The organism is Legionella anisa, from assembly GCF_001467525.1.
Lineage (GTDB): Bacteria > Pseudomonadota > Gammaproteobacteria > Legionellales > Legionellaceae > Legionella > Legionella anisa.
The window spans coordinates 1-22,914 of record NZ_LNXS01000021.1 but is presented as its reverse complement, the minus strand read 5'-3'; the positions used below and the strand labels follow the sequence as shown (position 1 = coordinate 22,914).

Sequence of the window (22,914 nt, the reverse complement as noted above, 5' to 3'; positions counted from 1 at the left end):
AAAAAATCAAAGCTTATTTTTTATCCATACCAACAATCCTTCATCTTGTCTACGAGACCCGGACTAACAAGAAAATGGTGATTGCTCACGGTATGTTTGAATCTTGTTGGAAAGTCAGCATGTAGCTGGGCTGAAAAAAGCCCAGTTAAGCTTACTTTGCTCGCGGATTCGTTACATTCCAGTCATATCCTCTATTTAATTTGCCACCAACCCGATTTTCTTCGCACAAGATTAGGTGCAATAATTGTTTTTTGTGTTCTATCTGATTGTGTGATTAAAATCACCAGATTGTTATTTTTATCAGGTCCTAAAATCGTTGGTGAATTCGCATAACTATTTGATAGACCAATACCTACAGCATATGCCCCACTGTATTTATCAGAATCATTAAAAGCACTGTCACCATTTAGATCAAATCGGGCATATTGGAAAGCACCTCCATTTAAGAAATTCAACTCTAAAAGCATGGATGAGAATCCAAATCCGCATGAATCAAGGGGTGGTGTATTGAGTGTCGAAATAAATGCTCCACTAATCAGTTCCGAACTGGTGATTACTCTTTGGCCTGCAATAGGTAAATCGGCAAACCACCCTACTTTGTTAGTCCAGTTTATGGTGTTAGCCGTTGCGGTAATAAGATCAGTTGCTAAACCAGAAGTAGCTGCGTTAACCAATGTTAAAGTTTGCTGCTGCAGATTAGTACGTGTAAACGTTGCTGAAGAAAGCGGTTTATCCCATATCCCATAAATTGTTTGATTTTGGGCATTGGCCAAGTCAGACGTTGTTAGAAGTTGTCCTGTACCAAAGAGGACAAACGGCCCCTGATAGCGTGGATAATTCGGATTTAGAGTCGCTATAGGTGCTGTCGTTATGGGCTGAGCGACACCGGTGGAATCTCTTGCTTGAAACAGGAGTCGAGGACTCCAATTGGCAGGATCATTAGATGAAACATCAACGGCCCATAGGTTACCTTGTAAGTCGCCTGCATAAACTGCTGTAATAGGCTCCCCTTGCAATCCATCTCTTTGAGCTAATGCAACTGTCGATAGCCCTTGGGGTAAATTAACATTACAGGCTGAAGGCACAGCAGCACACAGATCTATTTTTCGAATTAATGCCCCTGTTTGAGGATTGACCGCATAAAGTACCGACTTATTATTTGTGCTGTTATATCCATTACCAAAAAAGACAGCAAAATTTAAGGAGGACGGACTTGTTTTTGCTATTTGACCCACTTTGGGGATACTGAAAGTAAGTCCTAAATCAGCATCCGTAAATTCCCACAGGACAGCGCTCGCCAATGCCGTTTCAGTACCTAGGCCTGTGGGGGTAGTTATATCAAGCGCATAGATACTTTGACCACCTGCATTTTCTCCACCCACGAGTATCGTGTGCCAGGAACCATCGGGGAATTGCACATCGGCACTTTCTGGTGAGCCATTGACATAGAATAAATGGTTCTGATTATAGAGAGTAGAGGTAAGCTGAGAGAGATTATTAAATACATCATTGGGAATGAAGGCGAAGAGCTCTTGACCCGTACTTGCATTAAACGCATGGAGCATCCCATCGTTGGCCCCCACATAGAGTGTGGGTTGTCGATTAGCGTTTGTTTTCGCAAAATCGATATAACTGGTTGTTAAATAAGGACCTTGTGGTGCGCCAACGTATATGACTTGGCTGTCCACTATATCCCCTAGAACATGCGAACGATTACGGAATGTTCCCCCATTTCTTTTTTCCAATGCGGTATTGCCTCGTATGTACTCTAATCGCTGTGCTCCTAATGCATCTATAGGTTGTAACTGAGCTTGTTGGGTTGTATTAATGTTGTCCCATCTAAAGGGAACGCCGGCTTGGGCCAATGGATCCCAGGTAGCTATTTTTCGGTTTGCTGACCACCCAGATCCTGCCACTAAAGAGTCAAGTAGGGATTGGGCTGACCATAGGACGGTACTTGTTGGCGCACCAGTATCTGGATCAAGTTTTATCGCTAACAAATTTCCGGTCCAATCTTCGTAAGGTGTGTCTCTGGTGGTAAAATTAGCTTGGTACTCTACAGTGTCCGTATCGATACGCGTTGAACTGACTGCCGATGCGGAAGTTGCAAACGATCCATTTTGAATATTTGCCAGAATTGCATTAAAACTATTGACCAGTTGCTCTGGATTCGTGGCAGGATAATAATCTAGCGTGCCACCGGTTACTGCAATGGCTTTTAGCGTTGCGGCAGCTTGTGGATTCACAGTAGGATCAACGCCCGCCCCTAGACCTATAACAAAAGTAGTAACCTTATCATTTTTTAGCTTAATTACTTCATTAATCGCATCAGATAAAGCTTGATCATTGGTACTATTGAGCGTTCCATCTGCATTGAATGTTGCGGTGACGCCATATCCTACTGCCGCGGCACTCCCTAACGGGGGCCAATATCTTCCCTGGAGATCCTGAGTCGGCAAACCATCTGAAATCAGAATAATGTATTTTTTTTGTGGGCAATTACCACTCGTTGTACCAACGGTCTTCATAAAACTGCCAGCCCTGGTTAGCATCCCTCCAAGGGGGGATTGGGTAGCAGATGCTTTTATTTCAGTGGTAGATGTCGAGTTAGTTTCCGGTTTTAAAGAGGGCAGAAAAGCGTTCAGTGCATTGGTAACACTTGTAGGAGTTGGATTGACTCCAGCAGTAGTCATGTTTATCCGCATATTACCCGTATTAAAAGAATTATTACTGTAATATGCAAAACCGCGTTGTACATACATAACCTGCGGTGAAAAAGGTACAAATCCAGCATTTGTAGGCGCTGTAACAAAATTGCCAATAGAAGGTCGTGTATTGGCATAGGTCATTCTAATATTCCCTTGATTATAATTGGATAGGGTATAATTAGGAGGATACGGATTAGACGGTGTTGGACCGTTATAACTCACAAATACCCCAGGAAGACCTCCTGAACTATAAAGCACATCATTAATTACTGGATCGTCACTGGAGTTCCCAATTTGCATATACTGGCTTGAAGACAACACACTCGTTCCATAAAGCGTAGCAAGGGATGTGCAATTGCTCGCAATGGTAGACGATGCTGAGCCATAGTTATAGCAAGGATTAGTAACATATCGATTACCGTCGATTGGAGTATTTGTAAAAACAAAATTACTGCCTTCAGGCGACATGTAATAAACCCACGTACTATAAACGCTGATGCTGCTGGTACTGTAGGTTCCCAAGGCAAAATCGGTTGAAGGGATATAATTTTCAAGGATGGCTTGGACAGATGCTTTGGCTATATTTAATCGACTAGGACTATTATCAACTTTCATTCCACTCTGAATAACGGTATACGGCGCGAATCCATTTGCGTCCGGGCCTTGTACTGGTGGAGTAAAACCCGCTGGGACTTCATAATTAACAGGCGAACTTGCATTGTAAAGGGACGTTAGACTGCTTGACAGTGAGCCCGAACCCGTCATAATCGCACCGCTAAAGTTACCATCCATCGATTGAGAGTTTCCTATCAGGATCAATACCTGAGGATGTGTTGGGCTAGCTATAACCAGTGGAATTTGAGGGATAGCTAATGACACGGCGTAGAGTGATATAGAAAAACCCAATAAAATAGCAGTGAGGACACATGATAGCGATCGCGTAAACCAGCACTTTCGATGCCTGATTAAATTCCTAAATATTAAAATGTCCATCATAATCAAATCCCTTGTTGCGTTTGAACGCTATCCAAAGCGAAAATTAAACACCCCCAACTTCACTCTCAATAGAAAAAAATATCCATTTTGCGGAGCATAAAAAACGGAAATGCAGCAATTAAACCGTCTTTCTAAAACCTAATTACAGAAATAATAAAGAAAATTTACATAATTTAAAATATAAATATGACGAGGAACCGAGTCATCAATAACTTTTCATGGCATCCAAGAATTAAATATCAGCCTCGGATGATAGAAAGGCTCGAATAGAGGGGAACCATTCAAGCCATGATATTGCGAGGTAACCGCTATGAGTTATGCCACTTTTTTCTCTTATTTGGACTGTACTATGTGATACGTGTTCCATCTTATATCACGTGCTGCCCTTATTTGAGGCAAGTAGAAACCCGTTTCCTTTAGGTTTCGGTGAAATTATACTTTTTTAGTTTCTAATGTCAACATTAAATTTCCATTAGAAACTATAAGTTTCTAAAATTACTTATTTTTGCATAAATCATATCGATTTGTTATACTTCATATCCTTAAAACCTGGCTTGCATCATCATGGAAAAAGTTAACCTAGCAAAACAGTTCGCTAACCGCTTGCGTGATGCAATGATCGCGGCTGGATTTAATTCGCAACGCTCTACTTCAGGAGTCTGCATCCATACGTTGTCAGAAATTACAGGTTATTCAGTACAAATTTGTCGTAAGTATCTCCGCGGTGAAGCCATTCCCGATCCCGTTAAATTAAGAGAAATCGCAGTAAAAATTCATGTTTCACCAGGATGGTTATTATTCGGCGACTCCTGTAATGACCAGGAAACCACTCAAAAAAAAATATCAATCAATAAAAATTTGCTTCACTATATTTTCACCAGAGCATCATGCCTTTATAACAGCGCGCTAATGGAACAGGAGATACCTAATTTTCTAATGGAATTAATCAATGATGTCAGCCTAATTAATGCAGATGAAGAACAGTCTAAAAAAATCATTGATTTGGCTTTATCTACAGTAAAACATTTTAGTCACTCGCACGGAATATAATACCAGCTTCCTGTGGATAGCTCTTTCGCGTAAAAATAAGCACCTAACAATATATTTCACCATTGACCTAATAGTGGTATTATTGCATTTTAAAAACACACTGAGTTTATATGTTACTCCATTGTCTTTTCATCATCGGTATTTGTGTTGAAGCGATCACTGGTGCATTAGCTGCCGGTCGCAAAAAAATGGATTTTTTTGGTGTCATGCTGATTGCCTGCATTGCAGCATTAGGCGGCGGTACTGTACGGGATGCTCTATTTAATACTTATCCTCTAACCTGGGTTATTCATCCTGAATACTTACTTTACACATCATTATTCGCATTCCTCACCATATTTATTGCACATTCATTGATTCGAATCATGAAAATATTTTTAATCCTGGATGCACTGGGACTATCAACTTTTGTGATCATTGGCACTCAAAAAGCACTAAACCATGGTTTATCACCAAGTATTGCCGTCATTAGCGGGATGATCACCGGTATTTGTGGGGGAATGTTACGAGATATTTTATGCAACGACATTCCATTGGTATTAAGAAAAGAGCTCTATGCAGTCATTGCTTTGGCTGGCGCAGTACTGTTTATCGCGCTCGACTATTTTCATATTTCAGAAAATATTAATGTAATCATCACCCTAATCAGTATTTTTACTGCACGTCTATTGGCCATTTTTTTCCACATTGAAATACCGATATTTGATTATTCGGAAAGTATCAAAAAACGCAAAAGGAAAATTTAGAAAGGTGGGATTGTACTCTTGGTGAAAAAGATACGTTCCGTATAGTGTAGCCTGGGTGCAGCGCAGCGGAACCCGGGCTGCGCTGCACCCAGGCTACAAACTACGAATCACGCTTCAATTTCTTTAACTTCAAGAATACTCACTTCTTCGACAGGTACATCAGCATGCCCCATACTTTGCCCCGTTTTTACTTTGGCAATAGCATCTACAACATCCATTCCTTGAACTACTTCGCCAAATACACAATATCCGTACCCTTGCATGTGCTCGCCGCTGTAATTTAAAAATGCATTATCAGCAACATTAATAAAAAATTGTGCTGTTGCAGAATGCGGATCCATAGTTCGTGCCATTGCAATAGTACCTCGTTTATTTGGCTTCGCATTCTTTGCTTCGTTCTTAATAGTTTCGCGAGTCGATTTTTGTTTCATTTCTGAATCAAACCCACCGCCTTGAATCATAAAACCGGCAATAACACGATGGAAAATTGTATTATTATAGAAACCACTGCGCACATAATTAAGAAAATTTTCTGCTGTAGCCGGAGTATTTTCTGTATCTAACTGTAGATGAATATCACCTTTAGATGTGCTAATTACAACCATTGTATCTCCTGTCATTTTTTTAAATTAATTGATGAATCCTAATATAAAAAGACTTTGCTTTTTACAGGATAATATTCGTTATGCGACGTAAATGACATGAGCTGCCTTTTAGTTCAAACTGTCACTCATTATCAACTCACGCATTTTATCACAAACATCATGCATTACATGAACATTATGAATGCTTGCTAACGCGGTAAATAAATTTGTTTTTTGTTTTGCTAACTGATGCAAATATGAACGTGAATAATTAAGACACGTATAACAAGAACATTGTGCCATAATTGGCGACATATCATCAGCAAAACATGATTTTTTTATTTGAATTCGTTCATTTTCGTACTCACTGACAAAACGTAACCAATTGCCGTCCTGAATCAGCTGGCCACAGTATAAGGCCCCATGTCGCGCGTTACGTGTGGGGGCAACACAATCGAACATATCCACTCCTTCGGCAACTACATCTAAAAGATCTTGGGGTGACATGCCAACGCCCATAGTATACCGCGGTTTATTTTCTGGCAGATAGTCACGTACCCACCGAATCACTTCAACAGTGGTTTTCATATCAAAACCTATGGTTTCACCACCAATCGCAATACCTTCAGTATTCATGGAAGATACAAAATCCGCGCTTTCACGGCGTAAATCTTTAAAAGTACCCCCTTGAATAATGCCGAAAAGTGCTTGCTCATAACCATATCGTGAGTTGGGGTATTGTTGATGGTATTGCATGGATTGTTTTAACCAACGATGTGTACGCGTCATGATATGATTTACTTCATCTTTAGTACAACTGTCTGGTGTGCATTGATCAAAAGCCATGATAATATCTGCACCAATGATCTTTTGGGTTTCTAAAGACATTTCCGGGGTCATATGAATTAATCGCCCACTGTTTGGTAATCTAAAATGCGCTCCTTCCTCATCAATAGTACAGATTTCTTTATTCTTGGATAAACTGAAAACCTGAAAGCCCCCACTATCCGTTAACATAGGTCTATGCCATCCCATAAAAGAATGCATGCCTCCTGCCTTCTCGATAACGTCCATACCTGGAGCACATAGCATATGGTAGGTATTACCCCCTAAAATGATTTGACTGTGTGCATCATGCAACTCTACAGGGGTCATATTATTTACACCGGCACGTGTGCCAACCGGCATAAAAACTGGGGTAATAAATTCACCATGAGCCGTAGTGACACGTGTCACCCGTGCCTGGGTAGCTGAGTGCTTATACAACACGTCACAAGAAAAGGTTTTCATCTGCTAAAAATAATTCAAAAATGCCGATGATAGCTAAGTCAAACTCAGATTACCAGCATTAGTCATGATTAATCATGACTCAATAGACTTCTTTCTCAACCGCAACTCGCTGCAGTAGCAAAATGCGAGGAGAAAAATTGGAGTATACCCGTCACATGAAAGCAGTCTCTTGATGTCTGCTCCCCGCGAGACGCCGCAATCGACCTGGAGGTTTTTCAGCAATGTATCGAAGATTCATCTCACATGAGAATCCACCTGCATCGACGAAGCAATTTGTCGCTACAGTAACGTTTCGAAAGAAGTCTAATCTATGATATCATCCGCACAACCGATGGAAGCATGGTCTCATTCATCCAAATTCTAAAAAGGATAAACGTATATGCCCAGTTCAAATTCTCATTTATTCATGATTGATATAGAAAATACTGAACTTTCAGACCTTGAACGGGAAATCGTAAAACATCCTAATGTCGGCTCCGTGATTCTTTTCACACGCAACTTTACAAATCCACAGCAGTTGGAACACCTAATTCATGAAATCCGCGAAATCAATCCCAGTATTTTTATAGCAACCGATCATGAAGGTGGTTTTGTGCAACGTTTTTTGCGCCAAGGATTTCGCTCCCTACCCGCTTCTCGCGTCTATGGCGATGTGTATGATCTAAATCCGGAAGTAGGTATCCGCCTTGCGAGACAATATGGCGAAATTATGGCCAAAGATCTATGCGCATTTGGTATTGATTTAAGTCTTGCTCCGGTCCTTGATCTCCACGACAGAAGCCTTGTCATTGCACATTTGGATCGTGCTTTTCACCATAATCCCGATGTCATTATTGCGTTGGCAAGTGCTTTTATTGAAGGCATGAATGCAGCAGGAATGCCTGCGGTTGCCAAACATTTTCCAGGCCATGGTTCAGTTTGTGCTGATTCACATACTGCTATGCCCATTTCTCTCGCCTCGATGGATGAATTGAAAATTAAAGATTTAAAACCTTTTAGCGAACTGATCAAGAAAGGGCTGCTTAGCGCGGTCATGCCTGCTCATGTAACGTATAAAACAATTGATGCAAATAAGCCTGCTGGTTTTTCAACAATTTGGTTGCAAGAGATTTTACGCCATGAATTGCAATTTAAAGGTTTGGTTTTAAGCGATTGCTTGAGTATGACGGGTGCTGATATAGGCAATTTAATGACCCGCACAGAGGAAGCACTTAAAGCAGGTTGTGATATGTTAATTGTCTGTCATCAACCGCGTCATGTATTACTGGAACTTGTGCAAAAAGTCACATTACCTCAATCACCGGAATCAGCTGCTCGCATCGCTCATTTTAAAAATCAGATGCTTCGTTTCGCTCATCCGGAAAAGAATCACTCCCTACCTAATTTATCCCAAACAGCACAAGAACATGAAGGCATTGCTGGACGAAATCTGCAATTCAATACCTCAACAACAATTTAAATACCTGTGATATGAACAAAGCGAAATGAAGCTAGGTTATAAAGCACGGAGCGACTATAACTATCATGTAAATGTTCAGCCCCATTGAAGGAACAGCCATATTTGTCTGTTCGTGTACCGATAAGCTCAACCCATGAACGATTACATTATCATTATGGTGCAAGTACACTTGAGCGGGTGTTCCAAAACAAAAAACATCCCATAAGTGCCATGAATAAAAAGTATATAGCAACCCATCCCGGCATCGAGATTCCTAACATATGCCAACTGACTTCAGCACAATCTCCAGTTCCCCAAAATAAAGCTTTCGCTACGTCTTGCCAAGGTAAATAACGAATTAAAATATCCAGGCTTGGCATACACGCGGGTGCTTCACCTGCTGGTAAAGACTGTAACCATAATTGACGTAAAGAAAAATATAACCCTGCGCAGGCAATGATGACTTGCAGCAAACTGATAATATGTGCCCTCTTTAAAGTTTGAAAGCTTAATCCCATAACTGCCAACAATAAAAAAACGCAGAGGCGCTGCATGATGCATAAAGGACATGGAGCGAGGCCAACCATATATTGAAAATAAAAAGAAGCAAACAATACAAATACAGTCAACGTTGCATTAAAAGTTTGAATTTTTCTATAAGTAAGTTTTTTCATGATTTTGGCAACATATAGGATATAGCCGCTTTAAGATCATCATCACTGCATTTAATACATGTTCCTTTTGAGGGCATAGCATTCAAACCTTTAATTGAAGAAGCAAGTAAATCATTTAATTCTCTCCCTGATAAACGCGGTTTCCAATCCTGTTCATTTCTGAATTTTGGCGCCCCCGCGAGACCATCTCGATGACACACAATACAATACTGCTGGTATGTTTCTTCTCCAGGATCTGTTTTTGTCTCGGTACTCATTGTTTTATTATCTATTTGAGCCTGACCCTGTACAGTAACATTTCCTACAGGTTGAATTCTTAATTGAATTTCTCGTTGCTGCAATTCATCACTTGCATACAGCGCAAATGAAAAACAAAACAATGACATCAAAAACTGCAACCTCATGCCCAGACACCTCATGATAATACAGGGTGAGCGCATTTAATAGATACTCAATCGACTAGATGACGCGCATAAAGAACAACAAATAGGCAAAAAAGTGCTGCTCTATGTTCAACAATTAGCTGCGTTTACCCTGCATGATAATAATTTGACATGATACCTAGAAGTGACTTTTTTTTCCAGCATGATCACTAAGGGTCTGGTTATCTTTGTTCCCATAAGACAATCTTCAAACTATAATGACTCTTCTAGCCCAAACATATGGAGATAAAAACATGGTCCAAGCAATTCCTGAAGGCTTTCATACTGTAACTCCAACCTTTACTTTTAAAGATTGCGCGAGAGCGATTGAGTTTTATAAAAAAGCATTTAATGCCAAGGCTTTGAGTGTTTTCCCATCTTTGGATGGAAAAGGCATTATGCATGCCCACCTTCAGATTGGTAACTCCATTATGATGATGGGTGATGAAATGGAAGGAGAAAACTGTTCCAAAAGCGCTGAGACCCTTGGCAAATCGCCAGTCGGATTTTATATATATGTTGCTGATGTAGACTCTGTCTTCCAACAAGCGGTAGCTGCCGGTGGTCAAATAACCATGCCTGTATCGGACATGTTCTGGGGAGATCGTGCCGGACATATTCAAGATCCTTTTGGCTATTCTTGGATGATTGCCACGCATACTCAAGATCTCACTGATGAGGAAATCAGAAAAAATGCAGCGGATTTCTTCGCATCCATGGCAAAAAAATAAGTTATGTTAGAAGGACTTGAAATGTCAGATTATATTGCGCTGGATCTTACTTTGCTCATTGCAGATCCTAAAATAGTCGCTATCCCGGTGATTGATAATCACGAACCTATGATTGATTTAGTGGATCTTGGAGAAATTAGCTATGGTCCATCTCCGGAAATTCCCAACAATACTGATTACACAAAAATGCGAAAAACGGTTTATGAAAAATTAAAACAAGCCCAATCCTTATTACCTAAAGGATTGCGTTTTTGTTTGTATGAAAGTTATCGGAGTCTTACATTACAAAAATCGCTTTTTGATACACGTTACGAGAAAGTGAAGAACAAATATCCTGAATGGTCCCCCGAACAGATCTTCACTGAAACAACCCGAATGGTTTCCCCAGTAATTAACCAAGATGGATCACCCAATATCCCGCCGCACTCAACGGGCGCAGCAATTGATGTATATTTAATCAATGAGCAAGGAGAGGCCATTGAAATGGGAATTCATCCTAAAGATTGGATGGAAGACATAGATGGTTCTCTCTCACTAACTGCCTCAGAAATTATTACCGAGGAGGCAAAGCAAAATCGCAAAATCATGAGTCATGTCTTAGAAGCTGTTGGTTTCGTTAATTATCGCAATGAATATTGGCATTGGTCATATGGAGATCGTTACTGGGCTTATTATAAACAAAAACCTTATGCCCTTTATGACAGCTGCAAATAATTTTTCTTCAAAGTATTGCCAAGATGAGCGATAAAAAGATACTCGTTATACACGCTCCATTCGACAACTCTTTGAACGTTAGGTTATAGTTCAATTGGGGTTATTCATTATGGATGTATCACAATAAGGAAATGGTATGGCAAACATAAATGAAATATACACTCCCGACGCTTTAAAGCGAAATTGGGGATGGCTGTTGGGATTGGGAATAGTACTTGTTTTTCTAGGTTGTATCGGCTTGAGCATGGTCATTGGCCTAACCTTGATCAGCATGTATTTTTTTGCTGCCTTGTTACTTATCTCGTCAATATCTCATTTCCTTGATATTTTCAAACATAGAGACTGGAAAGGTATATTCTGGCAAACAATAATCGCAATTTTATACCTGATTGGTGCTGGAGTTGTATTGTATGATCCCTTTTTAGCATCTAGTTTAATTACAGCGCTTCTTGCCGGAGTTCTGATTGTTATTGGTATCACACGAATAATTCTCGCCGTATCTTTAAAAGGCTCCAGGGGATGTGGTTGGCTCGTATTTGCAGGAATTATTGCCATTATTCTTGGATTATTGATTATCATGCAATGGCCAATTAGTGGCTTATGGGTTATAGGGATGTTCATTGCTATTGATATGATTGTTAATGGCTGGACTTATATTTTTATCGCCCTATCTATGCGTGCATCCTTATAATGAACATAGTATGATACTGCATTCTTTCCAAAGTGCGGTATCCTATGGACTCAAGAACACTTCGCATAGCAACGCGTCAAAGCCCTCTCGCTTTATGGCAAGCCAATCATGTTCGCGATTTGTTATTAAATAAATGGCCGAATTTGCAGATCGAATTATTACCCATGAGTACCTCTGGAGATAAATTCCTCAAGGATAAACTTCAGGCTATTGGCGGCAAGGGTTTATTCGTAAAAGAATTAGAAGAAGCATTGTTAGATAAACGAGCAGATTTTGCTGTCCATTCTTCAAAAGATATGCCCGCAGAATTTCCTGAAGGCCTCGATTTAATTGCAATCTGTAAACGAGATAATCCTTTCGATGTTTTTGTCAGTTACCAACACAACGATTTGCACACATTGCCAGCTCAATCTATTGTTGGAACTTCTAGTCTTAGACGGCAATCGCAATTATTAGCGTACCGATCGGATTTAAGTGTTAAATCCTTACGAGGCAATATCAATACTCGACTTGAAAAACTCAAATCAGGGGAATATCACGCAATTATTCTTGCTGCTGCAGGCCTTGAGCGTATGGGGTTTACCAATCTCATCACCGAACAATTATCAGCACAAATTATGCTTCCTGCATGCGGTCAGGGTGCCTTAGCAATCGAATGTAGAAGTGATGATCACAAACTCCAAACGCTCCTTGGCGAACTCAATGATCCCATATCTTCTATTTGTGTCCACGCAGAGCGAAAGGTTAATGCCCTACTTGGCGGTAATTGTCATGTCCCTTTAGCAGTTTTTTGCGCTCCCATAAAGAACAAACACCTTTCTTTACAAGCAAAAATTTTAAGCCTTGATGGATCACAAATCATCACAAGTACGCAAACCGGCCCAGTAGAGCTGGCAACCAGTTTGGCCGAGCGTTGCGCTCAATCATTGCTGGCACAAGGTGCAGTAAACCTTCTTGCATCAGTTCCACGATGAGCAGTTCACTTCACGGCTTATGCATCTTAAATACTCGCCCACGAGACCAAGCACATCAGTTGAGCCAAAGTATTCGTGAGGCGGGAGGCATAGCAATTGAACTTCCAACTTTAGAAATTGAAGCAGCAAACAGCAATTGGATCAATTCATTACCTAATTTAGAAAAAGTAGATCAAGCCATATTCATTAGTGCAAATGCTGTTCATTATTGTTTTACTCAATTAAACCAACGACATATTAAATGGCCATCTTCGATTCAAGTCATTGCAATTGGTCAAGGTAGTGCTGCAGCGCTGCAAAAATTTGGCATCCCCGTGAGTGCAATTCCTGATGTGCCCGACAGTGAACATTTATTGGCATTAAAAACATTACAACAACCCGAAAAACAAAATGTGCTACTATTTAAGGGCGAAGGAGGCAGGCCTCTCATTGAGGAACAATTGATACAAAGAGGAGCTAACCTGATTATTCTCAAAGTATATCAAAGGGTTATTCCTCAGATAAACCGTCAATTTATTCAATCGATATGGCGCGATGATTTAGTCGACATTATACTGTTAACAAGCGAACAGTCTTTGCATCACCTTTTTAAACTGTTTGACAAAGAAGCCCATGATTGGCTTCGCAATAAAAAATGGCTAATAATTAGTGAGCGCCTGGCTCAAGTTGCCTCTTCAATGAAAATAAGAAATATTAGGGTATGCAATCCTAATCGGATAATGAATACATTGTTTGACTACATAAACAAGGATTAACTTATGGCAAGCGGCAAAGAAGAACAAATACAAAAAGCAAAAAAGGCAGTCAATACAACACCTAATGAAAAGACGAAATCAAAAAGTAATTCCCCTGTTTGTAAAAATAAATATCTAATATTTGTATTAAGCTTTATTCTTGCATTTGTGGCGCTTGGCGTTGCTGCATATACCCTTTTTCTAAACAAACAATTGCACGATCAATTAAGTGAAACGCAAAATAATTTTTCCACACACCTACAACAACTAGAGGAAAAACACGATCAAACTCAAGCGCAGATCAATGCAAAAACAAATAATGCTGAAGAAATACAGAAACAATTACAAACTGAATTCGAAAGTTTAAGCAAACAGTTACAAAATGCCATGAACCAAAAGTTCTATCAAAATCAGGACTGGCTTCTTCTTAAAGCACGTTACTACCTTGAATTAGCGCAAATCAATGCACATTGGAGCAATGGAGTTGACTCTACAATAGCATTGTTAAAACAAGCAGATCAGCTTTTAAAACAATTAAACGACCCTAAAATTTTGGATATACGGCAGGCCATCGCTAAGGATATAGCTCAAACCCAAGCTCTGCCCTCTGTGGATATTGCTGGATTGCTTAGCCAATTGGATGCGGCACAGAGCAGCATTAATGATTTGAGTATTCCATTACCGGTAAATGAGCATCTCACCTCAACAGAAAACACAACAACGCCAGCGAATAACTCACCTACTTGGCGCGATCGCCTGCAAAACAGTATGAATGTACTGGAAAAACTTGTTGTAATCCGACGCCATGATCAGGAGATTAAACCACTTATATCCCCCGCATTTGAAGCCATACTTAAAGAAAAACTCCGGCTTAATCTGCAAGAAGCACAATGGGCAATTCTAAATAATGAGCCCTTTGTTTATCAACGGGTTCTAAAACAGGCAATTGATAGTCTTAAAATGAATTTTAATGCAAATACGCCAAACACAGCGGCTTTAATCAAGAAACTTACTGAATTGCAACAAACAAATATAACTCGAAAAAGACCCAGTATGGGTTCTGCACTCCCTATGCTCAATGAATTGATTGACACTAAAAAAACCTCAGTAAATCAATCCATAGATAGCGAACTAGGAGGAAATCAATAATGATGCGTCTTCTCTTTGCTTTTTTGGTTTTATTGGCCGCTGTAGTTTTAGGAGTTCAACTTAATAAAGATCCAGGCTATGTATTAATTGCAATTAACTATTGGACCATTGAAACTACGGTCTGGGTAGCTGTCTTTGGTATTATTATTTTATTCATTGTCTTGTATCTTATTCTTCGCTTATGCCAGAAAATTTCGCATACCCCAAGCTCATTAACTCGATGGCATTCAAAACGACTTGCTCAAAAAGCACAAGCAATTACTCGAAAAGGATTAATTGAATACAGTGAGGGATATTGGCTAAAAGCAAAAAATCATTTGATTCAAGCCTTGCCTAATGCCGATACACCGTTACTAAATTATTTAACCGCAGCCCGGGCAGCTCAAAAAATGGGAGACAATCAATTACGTGATGATTATTTGCGTGAAGCACAGCACTCTATGCCAGAAGCTAAAATTGCTGTTGAATTAACTCAGGCAGAATTGCAACTAGCAAATCATCAATGGGAACAAGCCCTGGCGACCTTAAAACATTTACAGGATATAGCACCACGCCATCCTTACGTTTTAAAACTCATTATGCAACTGTATCAAGAAGTAAAAGACTGGCCGCAACTCATTACTATTTTGCCTGATTTAAAAAAGCATCGGGTTGTTAATCAACAAGAATTTGAGTTATTACAGTACAATGCTTATTTGCAAAGACTTATTGACCTGGTGAAGCAAAATCAACCCGAAGTTGTTGATGCCTTTTTTCACTCTATCCCTAAACCCTTAGCTAGTGAGCCAAATATTATCGCAGAATATGTACGTTTCTTATTAAAAAAAGCGGACTATAGTACTGCAAATAATCTACTGCAACGCGCACTGCGTAAAGATCTTAGCCCCCAATTGATTGGGCTTTATAGCGTATTACCATCTAATGAGAAACAATTGACTTTTGCTGAAGGGTTACTCAAAAAAAATGCGCATTCAGCAGCACTTTATTTATGTTTAGGGCAAATTTGCATGAAACAACAGCTCTGGGGCAAAGCCAAATATTATCTTGAAAAAGCAAATGAGATCGAACCGACAGCTTTAGGCTACGAAATTCAAGGACAATTGCATGAACAGCTTGGCGAAGAGTCACTTGCGTGCAAAAGCTATAAGAGGGGCTTAGAACTCATAACAAAAGAAATCTGAGATTCATTACTGACAAAAATACATGTGAGTAAAAGCGATCCGCATCATTGGCAATACTTTGCTTTTCCAATTCTTACTCAAACAATCTAATTTTTATCTATAAAAATTTGGGATGGTGACATGCATCATTGCAATCTGTCTTAGTTTTTTCCACTTGAATTGTTACATGTTGAATATTAAATTCATGGCGCAACTGTTCAACCCATTCAGCCCTTAACGCATCAGAAAGCTCTTCATCGGGCATGTGTAAATGGACTGACATCGCATTTTCCTGGGTACTAAGTGCCCAAATATGTAAATCATGAAATCCTTTTACACCCGGTTTGCTTAATAGAAAATCGCTCACAGCCGTCCAGGAAATATTATCTGGCACTCCATCTATAATTAATCTGAAACTCGCTGCAAATAAACTCCAGGTCCCCTTGAGCATAATTAATGCAATCAATAAACCGACTACAGGATCTATCCAAAGCCAACCTGTCCAATACAATAATGCCGCTGACAAAACTACGCCAACCGAAATTAAAGCATCATAAAATAAATGCAAATAGGCGCCTCTAATATTTAAGTCATCAGAACCATGGGCAAACAATAATGCAGTGGTTGAATTAACTACTATACCGATACCTGCGACGATCATTACGGATAAAGCCTGGACTTCTGATGGTGAAAATAATTTATAAACCGCATCGGTGGCAATAATGCCACAAGTAAAGACTAACAAAATCCCATTTGCCAGCGCTGAGAGAATGGATATTTTTTTTAAACCATAAGTCGCTTTCATCGTAGGTGCGCGTTTCATAAGTACTGTAGCAATCCAGGCTAAAACCAAACCTAACACATCACCTAAATTGTGAAACGCATCGGCCAATAAACTGGTCGAATTAGCTAAATAGGCGAAAACAATTTGTATGACCACAAAAAGACCATTGGCGATTATGGAAATGATAAACGCTTTATTGTAAGCGGCTGTTGCATTTGTCCCGTGATGGTGGTGATGATGATGGGAACCACCACCATGTGAGTGCGTACTCATAACGCGCCCTCATCTTTTTGATCTTCAGAATAATAATTAATACCGATTTTTATTCGATTACGCTCTTTTTGTTTACGCCAAGCATTTGTATCACGTAAAGAATACACACATCCGCAATACTCTTGTTTATAAAATCCTTCGCGCTTGGCAATTTCATACATACGTTCTGAACCCCCATTTTTTCGCCAATTATAGGTCCAGTATTCCAAATTGGGATATTTGCTCGCAGCTCGAATGCCACAATCATTAATTTGATTCATATCTTTCCAGCGTGAAATTCCCAAAGAACTGCTGATCACAGGAAAACCATGTTCGTGAGCATATAAGGCCGTGCGTTCAAAACGCATATCAAAGCACATGGTGCATCGTTTACCGCGCTCAGGCTCCCATTCCAAACCTTTAGCTCGAGTAAACCAATTATCCTTGTCATAATCCGCGTCAATAAATGGGATATTGTGTTTTTGTGCAAAACTGATGTTTTCATCTTTTCTAATCTCATATTCTTGAACAGGATGAATGTTCGGATTATAAAAAAAGATAGTGAAATTAATTTCTGAACTGATAAGCGCTTCCATAACCTCGCCAGAACAGGGTGCACAACATGAATGCAATAACAATTTATCTGCACTGTTAGGTAGTTCTAATCGCTCTCTTTCTGTCATTTTGTTACATCCGGCAAATTTATAAAATGGTGACGATAATATACTAATTCTGCAATGGAATCTTTAATATCGTCTAATGCAAGGTGTTTTGATTCTTTAACCAGCCCGTTTAATAATTCAGGTCTCCAGCGTATGGCCAACTCTTTTAATGTACTCACATCCAAATTTCGGTAATGAAAAAACGCCGCGAGATCTGGCATGTATTTATACAAAAATCGCCTGTCCTGGCACACACTGTTACCGCACATTGGTGATTTTCCCTTATCCAAATATTGCTTTAGAAATTCGATGGTTAATTGCTCTGCTTTTGCTTCGCTGACGTGACTTTGCAAAACCCGATTGACTAAACCCGATTGTCCGTGTTGTCTGGTATTCCAGGAGTCCATCCCGTCCAGCAATATTTTAGGTTGAGAAATAGCAAAAACCGGGCCTTCCGCAATTATATTTAAATGAGGATCAGTCACCACCGTAGCAAGCTCAATGATCCTGTCTTTTTCAGGCTCAAGTCCTGTCATTTCCAAATCTATCCAAATTAAATTTTGATTATTTTTCATTTTTCTTCCAGGAGTTTAGTATCAGTTCTACACAAGCCACTCGTCTTTGATGCAAGGCATGTTTAATTGCATCATCCTTATAACCTTCAGCAATAATTGTTTGGCTACTTACTTTAGCACACTCAGCGAGCACGTAACTCCATAGTTTACTCTGTCGGTAATTAATATCTCGACCACAACCTTTTGCGTCAGATTCACAAGCAATTAACATATTATAGAAGAGTTGTGGTCGACGAAATGCATCGCATTGTTCCAAAAGTTTTACAATAGTACTTGCTTGCAACTCAAATAAGCGATGAATATGCAAATGAAATCGTGAAGTCATAGTTGCGAGAGTACGATAATCATTAGGAATCCGTAAACGCGAACACAAAGCATCAATGATAGCAACCCCACGTTCTTCATGACCATGATGGCTTGGCCAATTGTGTATTGGCGATAACGCCTTACCTAAATCATGAACTAATGCAGCAAAACGTATCACCGGATCTGAAGTTAAAGTCACTGCAGCGTGTAAAACCAGCAAAGTATGAACCCCTGTATCTACCTCATGATGATAGCGATAAGGATTTGGAATACCAAACAGTGCATCAAGTTCAGGCAAAATGACACGCAATGCATCACAGGAACGTAAGGTAGCAATAAATTGTTCTGGATTTCTTTCCCCCAGACTTTTTTGCCATTCCAGCCAGACACGTTCAGCCACCAAATGAGCCAATTCACCTCGTTGAACCATGGTATACATCAATGAACGTGTTTCATCAGCTAATTTAAAACCAAAATGATGAAAGCGTGCAGCAAAACGAGCAACACGCAACACACGTACAGGATCTTCTACAAAAGCTGGAGATACATGGCGGAGTAATTTAGCCTCTAAATCCTTTAATCCATTATAGGGATCAATGAGTTGTCCTTGTTCATCTCGAGCCATTGCATTAATGGTTAAATCTCGGCGTACTAAATCCTCTTCTAAAGTTACAGTTTTATTGAAATCACAGGAAAAACCATAATATCCAGGCGCCGATTTTCTTTCTGTGCGTGCTAAAGCATATTCCTCACTGGTCTTAGGATGCAAAAAAACAGGAAAGTCACGACCAACTTTTCTAAATCCTTTCTTTAGTAATTCATCCGGACTAGAACCAACAATAACCCAGTCGCGCTCCTTTACTGGAAGATTTAATAATTGATCACGAACAGCACCACCAACCAAGTAGACTTTCATTAAATTTAATTTACCTTCATACTGTATGATTATTTAGCTCTGACTTTCTCTGAGCTAAGGGTATTTTTAATAATTATAATATAGATCAGAACGATGAGTAAAAGACGTATTAGTAAACAACAATCTGCCCGTATTGAAAAAATCCAACAAAATTATCATGATAATAAAAAAAGTCATGATGATCTGGTTGATGGCTTAGTCATTACTCGCTTTGGCAAGCACGTTGTAGTCGAAGACAATCAGGGGAAACAGATACATTGTTCCATCAGGCCAAATCTAGAAACAGTGGTAGCAGGGGATAGGGTAATTTGGCAAGTAGAGGGAGTTAATCAAGGTGTAGTAGTCAGCCTCTATCCACGAAGCAGTGTCTTGGCAAAACCAACCAGTTCAGGGCAGATAAAACCTGTTGCTGCTAATATTACGCAACTCATTATTGTCATCGCAGCAAAACCAGAAATATCTTGGCCATTGCTTGATAGCTATTTGGTTATGGCTGAAACATTGCACATGCATGCTGTAATTTTATTAAATAAAACCGACCTACCCTGTGAATCTCTTAAAGAACAATTACTTCTGGACTATGGAAATCTTAATTATCCTATTTTACTGACTAATAAAAATTCTTCTGAGGGCTTAGAGCAACTCCAACATAGATTAAATCATCAAATCAATGTTTTTGTAGGTCAATCTGGAGTAGGGAAATCATCGCTTATTTCGAGCATTCTCCCTCACGAACAAAACATCTCGATCAATGAAATTTCCGAAATATCAGAATTAGGTCGGCATACTACGAGCAATTCTCGCTACTATCATTTACCCAGTGGCGGGGCTTTAATTGACTCCCCTGGAGTAAGAGAATTTAGCTTATGGCATATAGATACTGCTGAAATTGTACGAGGTTACCCTGAGTTTAGACCCTATTTGTCACAGTGCAAATTTCGTAATTGCAGTCATAAAGACACCCCGCATTGCGCCATTATTAAAGCCAAAAATGACGGCTTGATTTCAGAAAAAAGATATGAAAATTTCGTCAAGCTTTGTGCACAATATACTAAATAAAATTTATTTTTTGGATCTAAAGCAAAACTGTAACTTGCAAGTTAATCAATTGCTCACTATTCTCAGTTTTTAAGGACGGTAGAATTACTAAGTATATTGACAAATGTAATCAAGGATAGGTCTGCCACTATTCCTAGCCTTTTCCTTTTGCGTTAAGGTTAAAATAGGTTTGCCTATTTTCAATAAGTAGGCGCTTATATTGTCTGCTTTTCTGGGTTCAACAGCGAGCTCAGATAATTGGGTTTTATACCCAACAATCATTGATTCAACATCCTTTGCTTTTTCAGGCAACTTGAATAATTCGACTCTGTCTGACTTATTACGGGTACGAGTGAAAAAGCATAACGAAGAACTGTCAGCACTTTGACCCAATTGAGCTGCTTGCGCATTGATATGTTTGCTGCAATTATTGAGGAACTGAGACTTTGCCCTTTCTAAATCACACAATTTAATTAAACGCAATAACCTGTTAGAGTGCTCTTTGTTTAATCCATTGAGGAATTCAGTAAATAAGATATTTACACGAAACTGCTTCATGAGATCATTCTGGTTTTGAGCATAAGTTTGAATTATGTCATCTAATAAATGATTAATCCGAATTTGGACTGACGGATTTTTTGTATCAAAAAGCTGTAATGCGTTAAATAACAGTTCTGGCTCAAACCAATGAACACCAAGTTCGTTTAACTTACAATTTTTCACAAGCTCCAACCATTTAGCCGTTGCTTGATCACGAGTAAACCATGCACACCAACCATTGTCTCTACTTGCAGGAATAACAATATCTTGGATAATTTCCTCATAAGCTGTTTCCAAAGCTTTAGGCTTATTCGCTGCAATAAGTGGTAGCAAAACAGTAAAAATTCCATATGCTTCTGGAAACACGTTATTTGATTTATCCCATAAACTGTGAGTTTGCCGGGTAAAGAAAATAGAAAGTTCAAATTGAGTCGTAAATAGAGATACAAGTAGCTTGCAACAATTCACAAAAGCATCTGTTTTAATAAATTGTTCCTTGTCGTTTTCTTTGGCCGAAGTTTGATAAATAGGTTGTAATTCTTTACTTGCGGCTTTCAAATCAGGATTGAATTCAAACAGCCATTTGCCAAGCATTTGCACTTCATTGTTTATCTCATCATAACTGTTTGCAGCATGAAGTGCGATAAATAAATCTAACAAGTAGTCTTCATCTTCTTTATACTTAATTTTCGTGCCGTACAAGAAATTCACATCACCTAAATTATAATCATATAAGCGGCGGAAAAGATTACTAATCTCTTTTTTAAACTGTGTGAACTCTAACCTACTTGCTTTCATATGATAGTATTGTTCAATTAATTCCAGTAAGTGGGGCAAAAAAGCTATAGGCATGCGGCCATGGTTTCTTAAATTAACAAAAACCTTTTTACGCATAAGATCCCAAAAATTTTTGAATCGTTCAGAGTCTACAGTTACTTCTCGTGTAGTTTGTTTGCATAATTTTAGACGAGCCAATTCATCTACCGTAACAACACCTAATTTTCTATCTGCTCTGTAGGTCGATAATTCAAATTTCCAACTTTCTAGGTGCCTACAAAAGCTCAATTTTCTATATAAAGTTTTTCCGCCATAACCAAGATAAAAATTAAAGAGATTTACTGTTTCATCAAGTGATGAAAAATCATTTAAATCTTTTTCATTGATCAAAGACGGTATCAGAATTTTTAAATAATTAACCTTCACGAATGGAGCAAGTTCTCTAGCCAAATCGATCCAGTGTTGATTAATAACAGAGGGATTACGTGTATAGTCATCATCGCGATCTGCAATTGCTTCCCAACGGGTTTTATAGCAAACAAGAAGGTAGTGAAAATCTGTGCTGGTTAAATCGCTGCTTGGTGCTCGTTTAGAAAAACGATCAGAAAGACATTCATGTAACTTTACATCACATGGAATGAGTTGACTTTCCTTTTCTAGAGTTTGAATAAAATCCAAAATTCGTTGGACTAACATAAACTACAACCTATCCTTAAATAAATTAACTTAAACTAAAGTTAGATAAAAATCAATCATTAGACTTTATAAGAAATACAGTAACTACAGGAAACTAAATTAAAAAAACAGAAAAGAATTTATCACAATTCATAATGCTCATAGACAAAACACTCTGAATGCTGTGCGTCATTTATAGTTTTTAGTGTAGAAAAAAAAAAGCGGCATTAAGCCGCTTTCTAAGAATAAAACCCTGGCGATGACCTACTTTCACATGAGGAAACCTCACACTATCATTGGCGCGGGTTCGTTTCACTTCTGAGTTCGA

The 22,914-nt window shown here is 39.1% G+C and carries 21 protein-coding genes; 11 read left to right on the top strand and 10 right to left on the bottom strand.

What is annotated here, in order from left to right; genetic code table 11:
- Positions 1 to 191: 191 nt before the first annotated feature.
- Positions 192 to 3,701 (bottom strand): pilus assembly protein, encoded by a 3,510-nt coding sequence (locus Lani_RS06705; RefSeq protein ID WP_058388490.1) that lies wholly within the window; start codon positions 3,699 to 3,701, stop codon positions 192 to 194.
- A gap of 567 nt (positions 3,702 to 4,268) precedes the next feature.
- Here Lani_RS06705 and Lani_RS06700 point away from each other — a divergent pair.
- On the top strand, positions 4,269 to 4,754 hold the full coding sequence (locus tag Lani_RS06700; protein ID WP_019234618.1) for a helix-turn-helix domain-containing protein: 486 nt from the start codon (positions 4,269 to 4,271) through the stop codon (positions 4,752 to 4,754).
- Between the two features lie 110 nt (positions 4,755 to 4,864).
- Positions 4,865 to 5,500, top strand: coding sequence for a trimeric intracellular cation channel family protein (locus Lani_RS06695; RefSeq protein WP_019234619.1), 636 nt, complete (start codon positions 4,865 to 4,867; stop codon positions 5,498 to 5,500).
- A gap of 107 nt (positions 5,501 to 5,607) precedes the next feature.
- Here Lani_RS06695 and Lani_RS06690 read toward each other — a convergent pair whose 3' ends face one another.
- Positions 5,608 to 6,105: a peptidylprolyl isomerase gene (locus Lani_RS06690; protein ID WP_019234620.1), complete on the bottom strand. Its 498-nt coding sequence runs from the start codon at positions 6,103 to 6,105 to the stop codon at positions 5,608 to 5,610.
- 108 nt (positions 6,106 to 6,213) lie between these two features.
- Positions 6,214 to 7,374, bottom strand: a complete 1,161-nt coding sequence (gene tgt / locus Lani_RS06685) for a tRNA guanosine(34) transglycosylase Tgt (RefSeq protein ID WP_058388465.1) — start codon at positions 7,372 to 7,374, stop codon at positions 6,214 to 6,216.
- A gap of 379 nt (positions 7,375 to 7,753) precedes the next feature.
- On the opposite strand from tgt, the gene nagZ reads away from it, so the two are divergent.
- Positions 7,754 to 8,833: a beta-N-acetylhexosaminidase gene (gene nagZ, locus Lani_RS06680; RefSeq protein WP_019234622.1), complete on the top strand. Its 1,080-nt coding sequence runs from the start codon at positions 7,754 to 7,756 to the stop codon at positions 8,831 to 8,833.
- Between the two features lie 152 nt (positions 8,834 to 8,985).
- On the opposite strand, the gene Lani_RS06675 is transcribed toward nagZ, so the two are convergent.
- Both Lani_RS06675 and Lani_RS06670 read right to left on the bottom strand, forming a co-directional pair.
- The gene (locus tag Lani_RS06675; protein ID WP_019234623.1) at positions 8,986 to 9,486 is read right to left on the bottom strand and encodes a disulfide bond formation protein B; all 501 of its coding nucleotides are present in this window, start codon (positions 9,484 to 9,486) and stop codon (positions 8,986 to 8,988) included.
- Entirely contained in the window at positions 9,483 to 9,890 is a 408-nt protein-coding gene (locus Lani_RS06670; RefSeq protein WP_019234624.1) for a c-type cytochrome, read from the bottom strand. The genes Lani_RS06675 and Lani_RS06670 overlap by 4 nt, the downstream gene beginning before the upstream one ends.
- 272 nt (positions 9,891 to 10,162) lie before the next feature.
- Here Lani_RS06670 and Lani_RS06665 point away from each other — a divergent pair, with 272 nt between their 5' ends.
- The 7 genes from Lani_RS06665 to Lani_RS06635 all read left to right on the top strand — a co-directional run bounded on the left by Lani_RS06665 (position 10,163) and on the right by Lani_RS06635 (position 16,082).
- Positions 10,163 to 10,639: a VOC family protein gene (locus Lani_RS06665; protein ID WP_019234625.1), complete on the top strand. Its 477-nt coding sequence runs from the start codon at positions 10,163 to 10,165 to the stop codon at positions 10,637 to 10,639.
- Positions 10,640 to 10,660: 21 nt separating this feature from the next.
- Entirely contained in the window at positions 10,661 to 11,353 is a 693-nt protein-coding gene (locus Lani_RS06660; RefSeq protein WP_019234626.1) for a M15 family metallopeptidase, read from the top strand.
- 136 nt (positions 11,354 to 11,489) lie between these two features.
- Positions 11,490 to 12,044 (top strand): HdeD family acid-resistance protein, encoded by a 555-nt coding sequence (locus tag Lani_RS06655; RefSeq protein ID WP_019234627.1) that lies wholly within the window; start codon positions 11,490 to 11,492, stop codon positions 12,042 to 12,044.
- A gap of 44 nt (positions 12,045 to 12,088) precedes the next feature.
- Positions 12,089 to 13,018: a hydroxymethylbilane synthase gene (gene hemC / locus Lani_RS06650; RefSeq protein ID WP_019234628.1), complete on the top strand. Its 930-nt coding sequence runs from the start codon at positions 12,089 to 12,091 to the stop codon at positions 13,016 to 13,018.
- Positions 13,015 to 13,773 carry a uroporphyrinogen-III synthase gene (locus Lani_RS06645; protein WP_019234629.1) on the top strand — a complete coding sequence of 253 codons (759 nt, stop codon included), beginning with the start codon at positions 13,015 to 13,017 and terminating at the stop codon, positions 13,771 to 13,773. Before hemC ends, Lani_RS06645 begins: the two co-directional genes overlap by 4 nt.
- Before the next feature lie 3 nt (positions 13,774 to 13,776).
- Complete coding sequence (locus Lani_RS06640; RefSeq protein ID WP_019234630.1) at positions 13,777 to 14,901, top strand: uroporphyrinogen-III C-methyltransferase; 1,125 nt, start codon at positions 13,777 to 13,779, stop codon at positions 14,899 to 14,901.
- Positions 14,901 to 16,082 (top strand): heme biosynthesis HemY N-terminal domain-containing protein, encoded by a 1,182-nt coding sequence (locus Lani_RS06635; protein ID WP_019234631.1) that lies wholly within the window; start codon positions 14,901 to 14,903, stop codon positions 16,080 to 16,082. The genes Lani_RS06640 and Lani_RS06635 overlap by 1 nt, the downstream gene beginning before the upstream one ends.
- Before the next feature lie 97 nt (positions 16,083 to 16,179).
- Here Lani_RS06635 and Lani_RS06630 read toward each other — a convergent pair whose 3' ends face one another.
- From Lani_RS06630 to Lani_RS06615, 4 genes are read right to left on the bottom strand one after another with little or no spacing between them, the layout of a single operon-like run.
- Entirely contained in the window at positions 16,180 to 17,118 is a 939-nt protein-coding gene (locus tag Lani_RS06630) for a cation diffusion facilitator family transporter (protein ID WP_019234632.1), read from the bottom strand.
- Positions 17,115 to 17,780, bottom strand: a complete 666-nt coding sequence (locus tag Lani_RS06625) for an epoxyqueuosine reductase QueH (RefSeq protein WP_019234633.1) — start codon at positions 17,778 to 17,780, stop codon at positions 17,115 to 17,117. Before Lani_RS06625 ends, Lani_RS06630 begins: the two co-directional genes overlap by 4 nt.
- A complete protein-coding gene (orn, locus tag Lani_RS06620; RefSeq protein WP_019234634.1) occupies positions 17,777 to 18,334 on the bottom strand; it encodes an oligoribonuclease in 558 nt (185 codons plus the stop codon). The genes Lani_RS06625 and orn overlap by 4 nt, the downstream gene beginning before the upstream one ends.
- Positions 18,324 to 19,556, bottom strand: a complete 1,233-nt coding sequence (locus tag Lani_RS06615) for a multifunctional CCA addition/repair protein (RefSeq protein WP_019234635.1) — start codon at positions 19,554 to 19,556, stop codon at positions 18,324 to 18,326. The genes orn and Lani_RS06615 overlap by 11 nt, the downstream gene beginning before the upstream one ends.
- A 93-nt stretch (positions 19,557 to 19,649) precedes the next feature.
- Between Lani_RS06615 and rsgA the strand changes: the two genes are divergently transcribed.
- Positions 19,650 to 20,615, top strand: a complete 966-nt coding sequence (gene rsgA, locus Lani_RS06610; RefSeq protein WP_019234636.1) for a small ribosomal subunit biogenesis GTPase RsgA — start codon at positions 19,650 to 19,652, stop codon at positions 20,613 to 20,615.
- 87 nt (positions 20,616 to 20,702) lie between these two features.
- Here rsgA and Lani_RS06605 read toward each other — a convergent pair whose 3' ends face one another.
- The gene (locus tag Lani_RS06605) at positions 20,703 to 22,607 is read right to left on the bottom strand and encodes a hypothetical protein (protein WP_019234637.1); all 1,905 of its coding nucleotides are present in this window, start codon (positions 22,605 to 22,607) and stop codon (positions 20,703 to 20,705) included.
- Positions 22,608 to 22,914 lie beyond the last annotated feature (307 nt).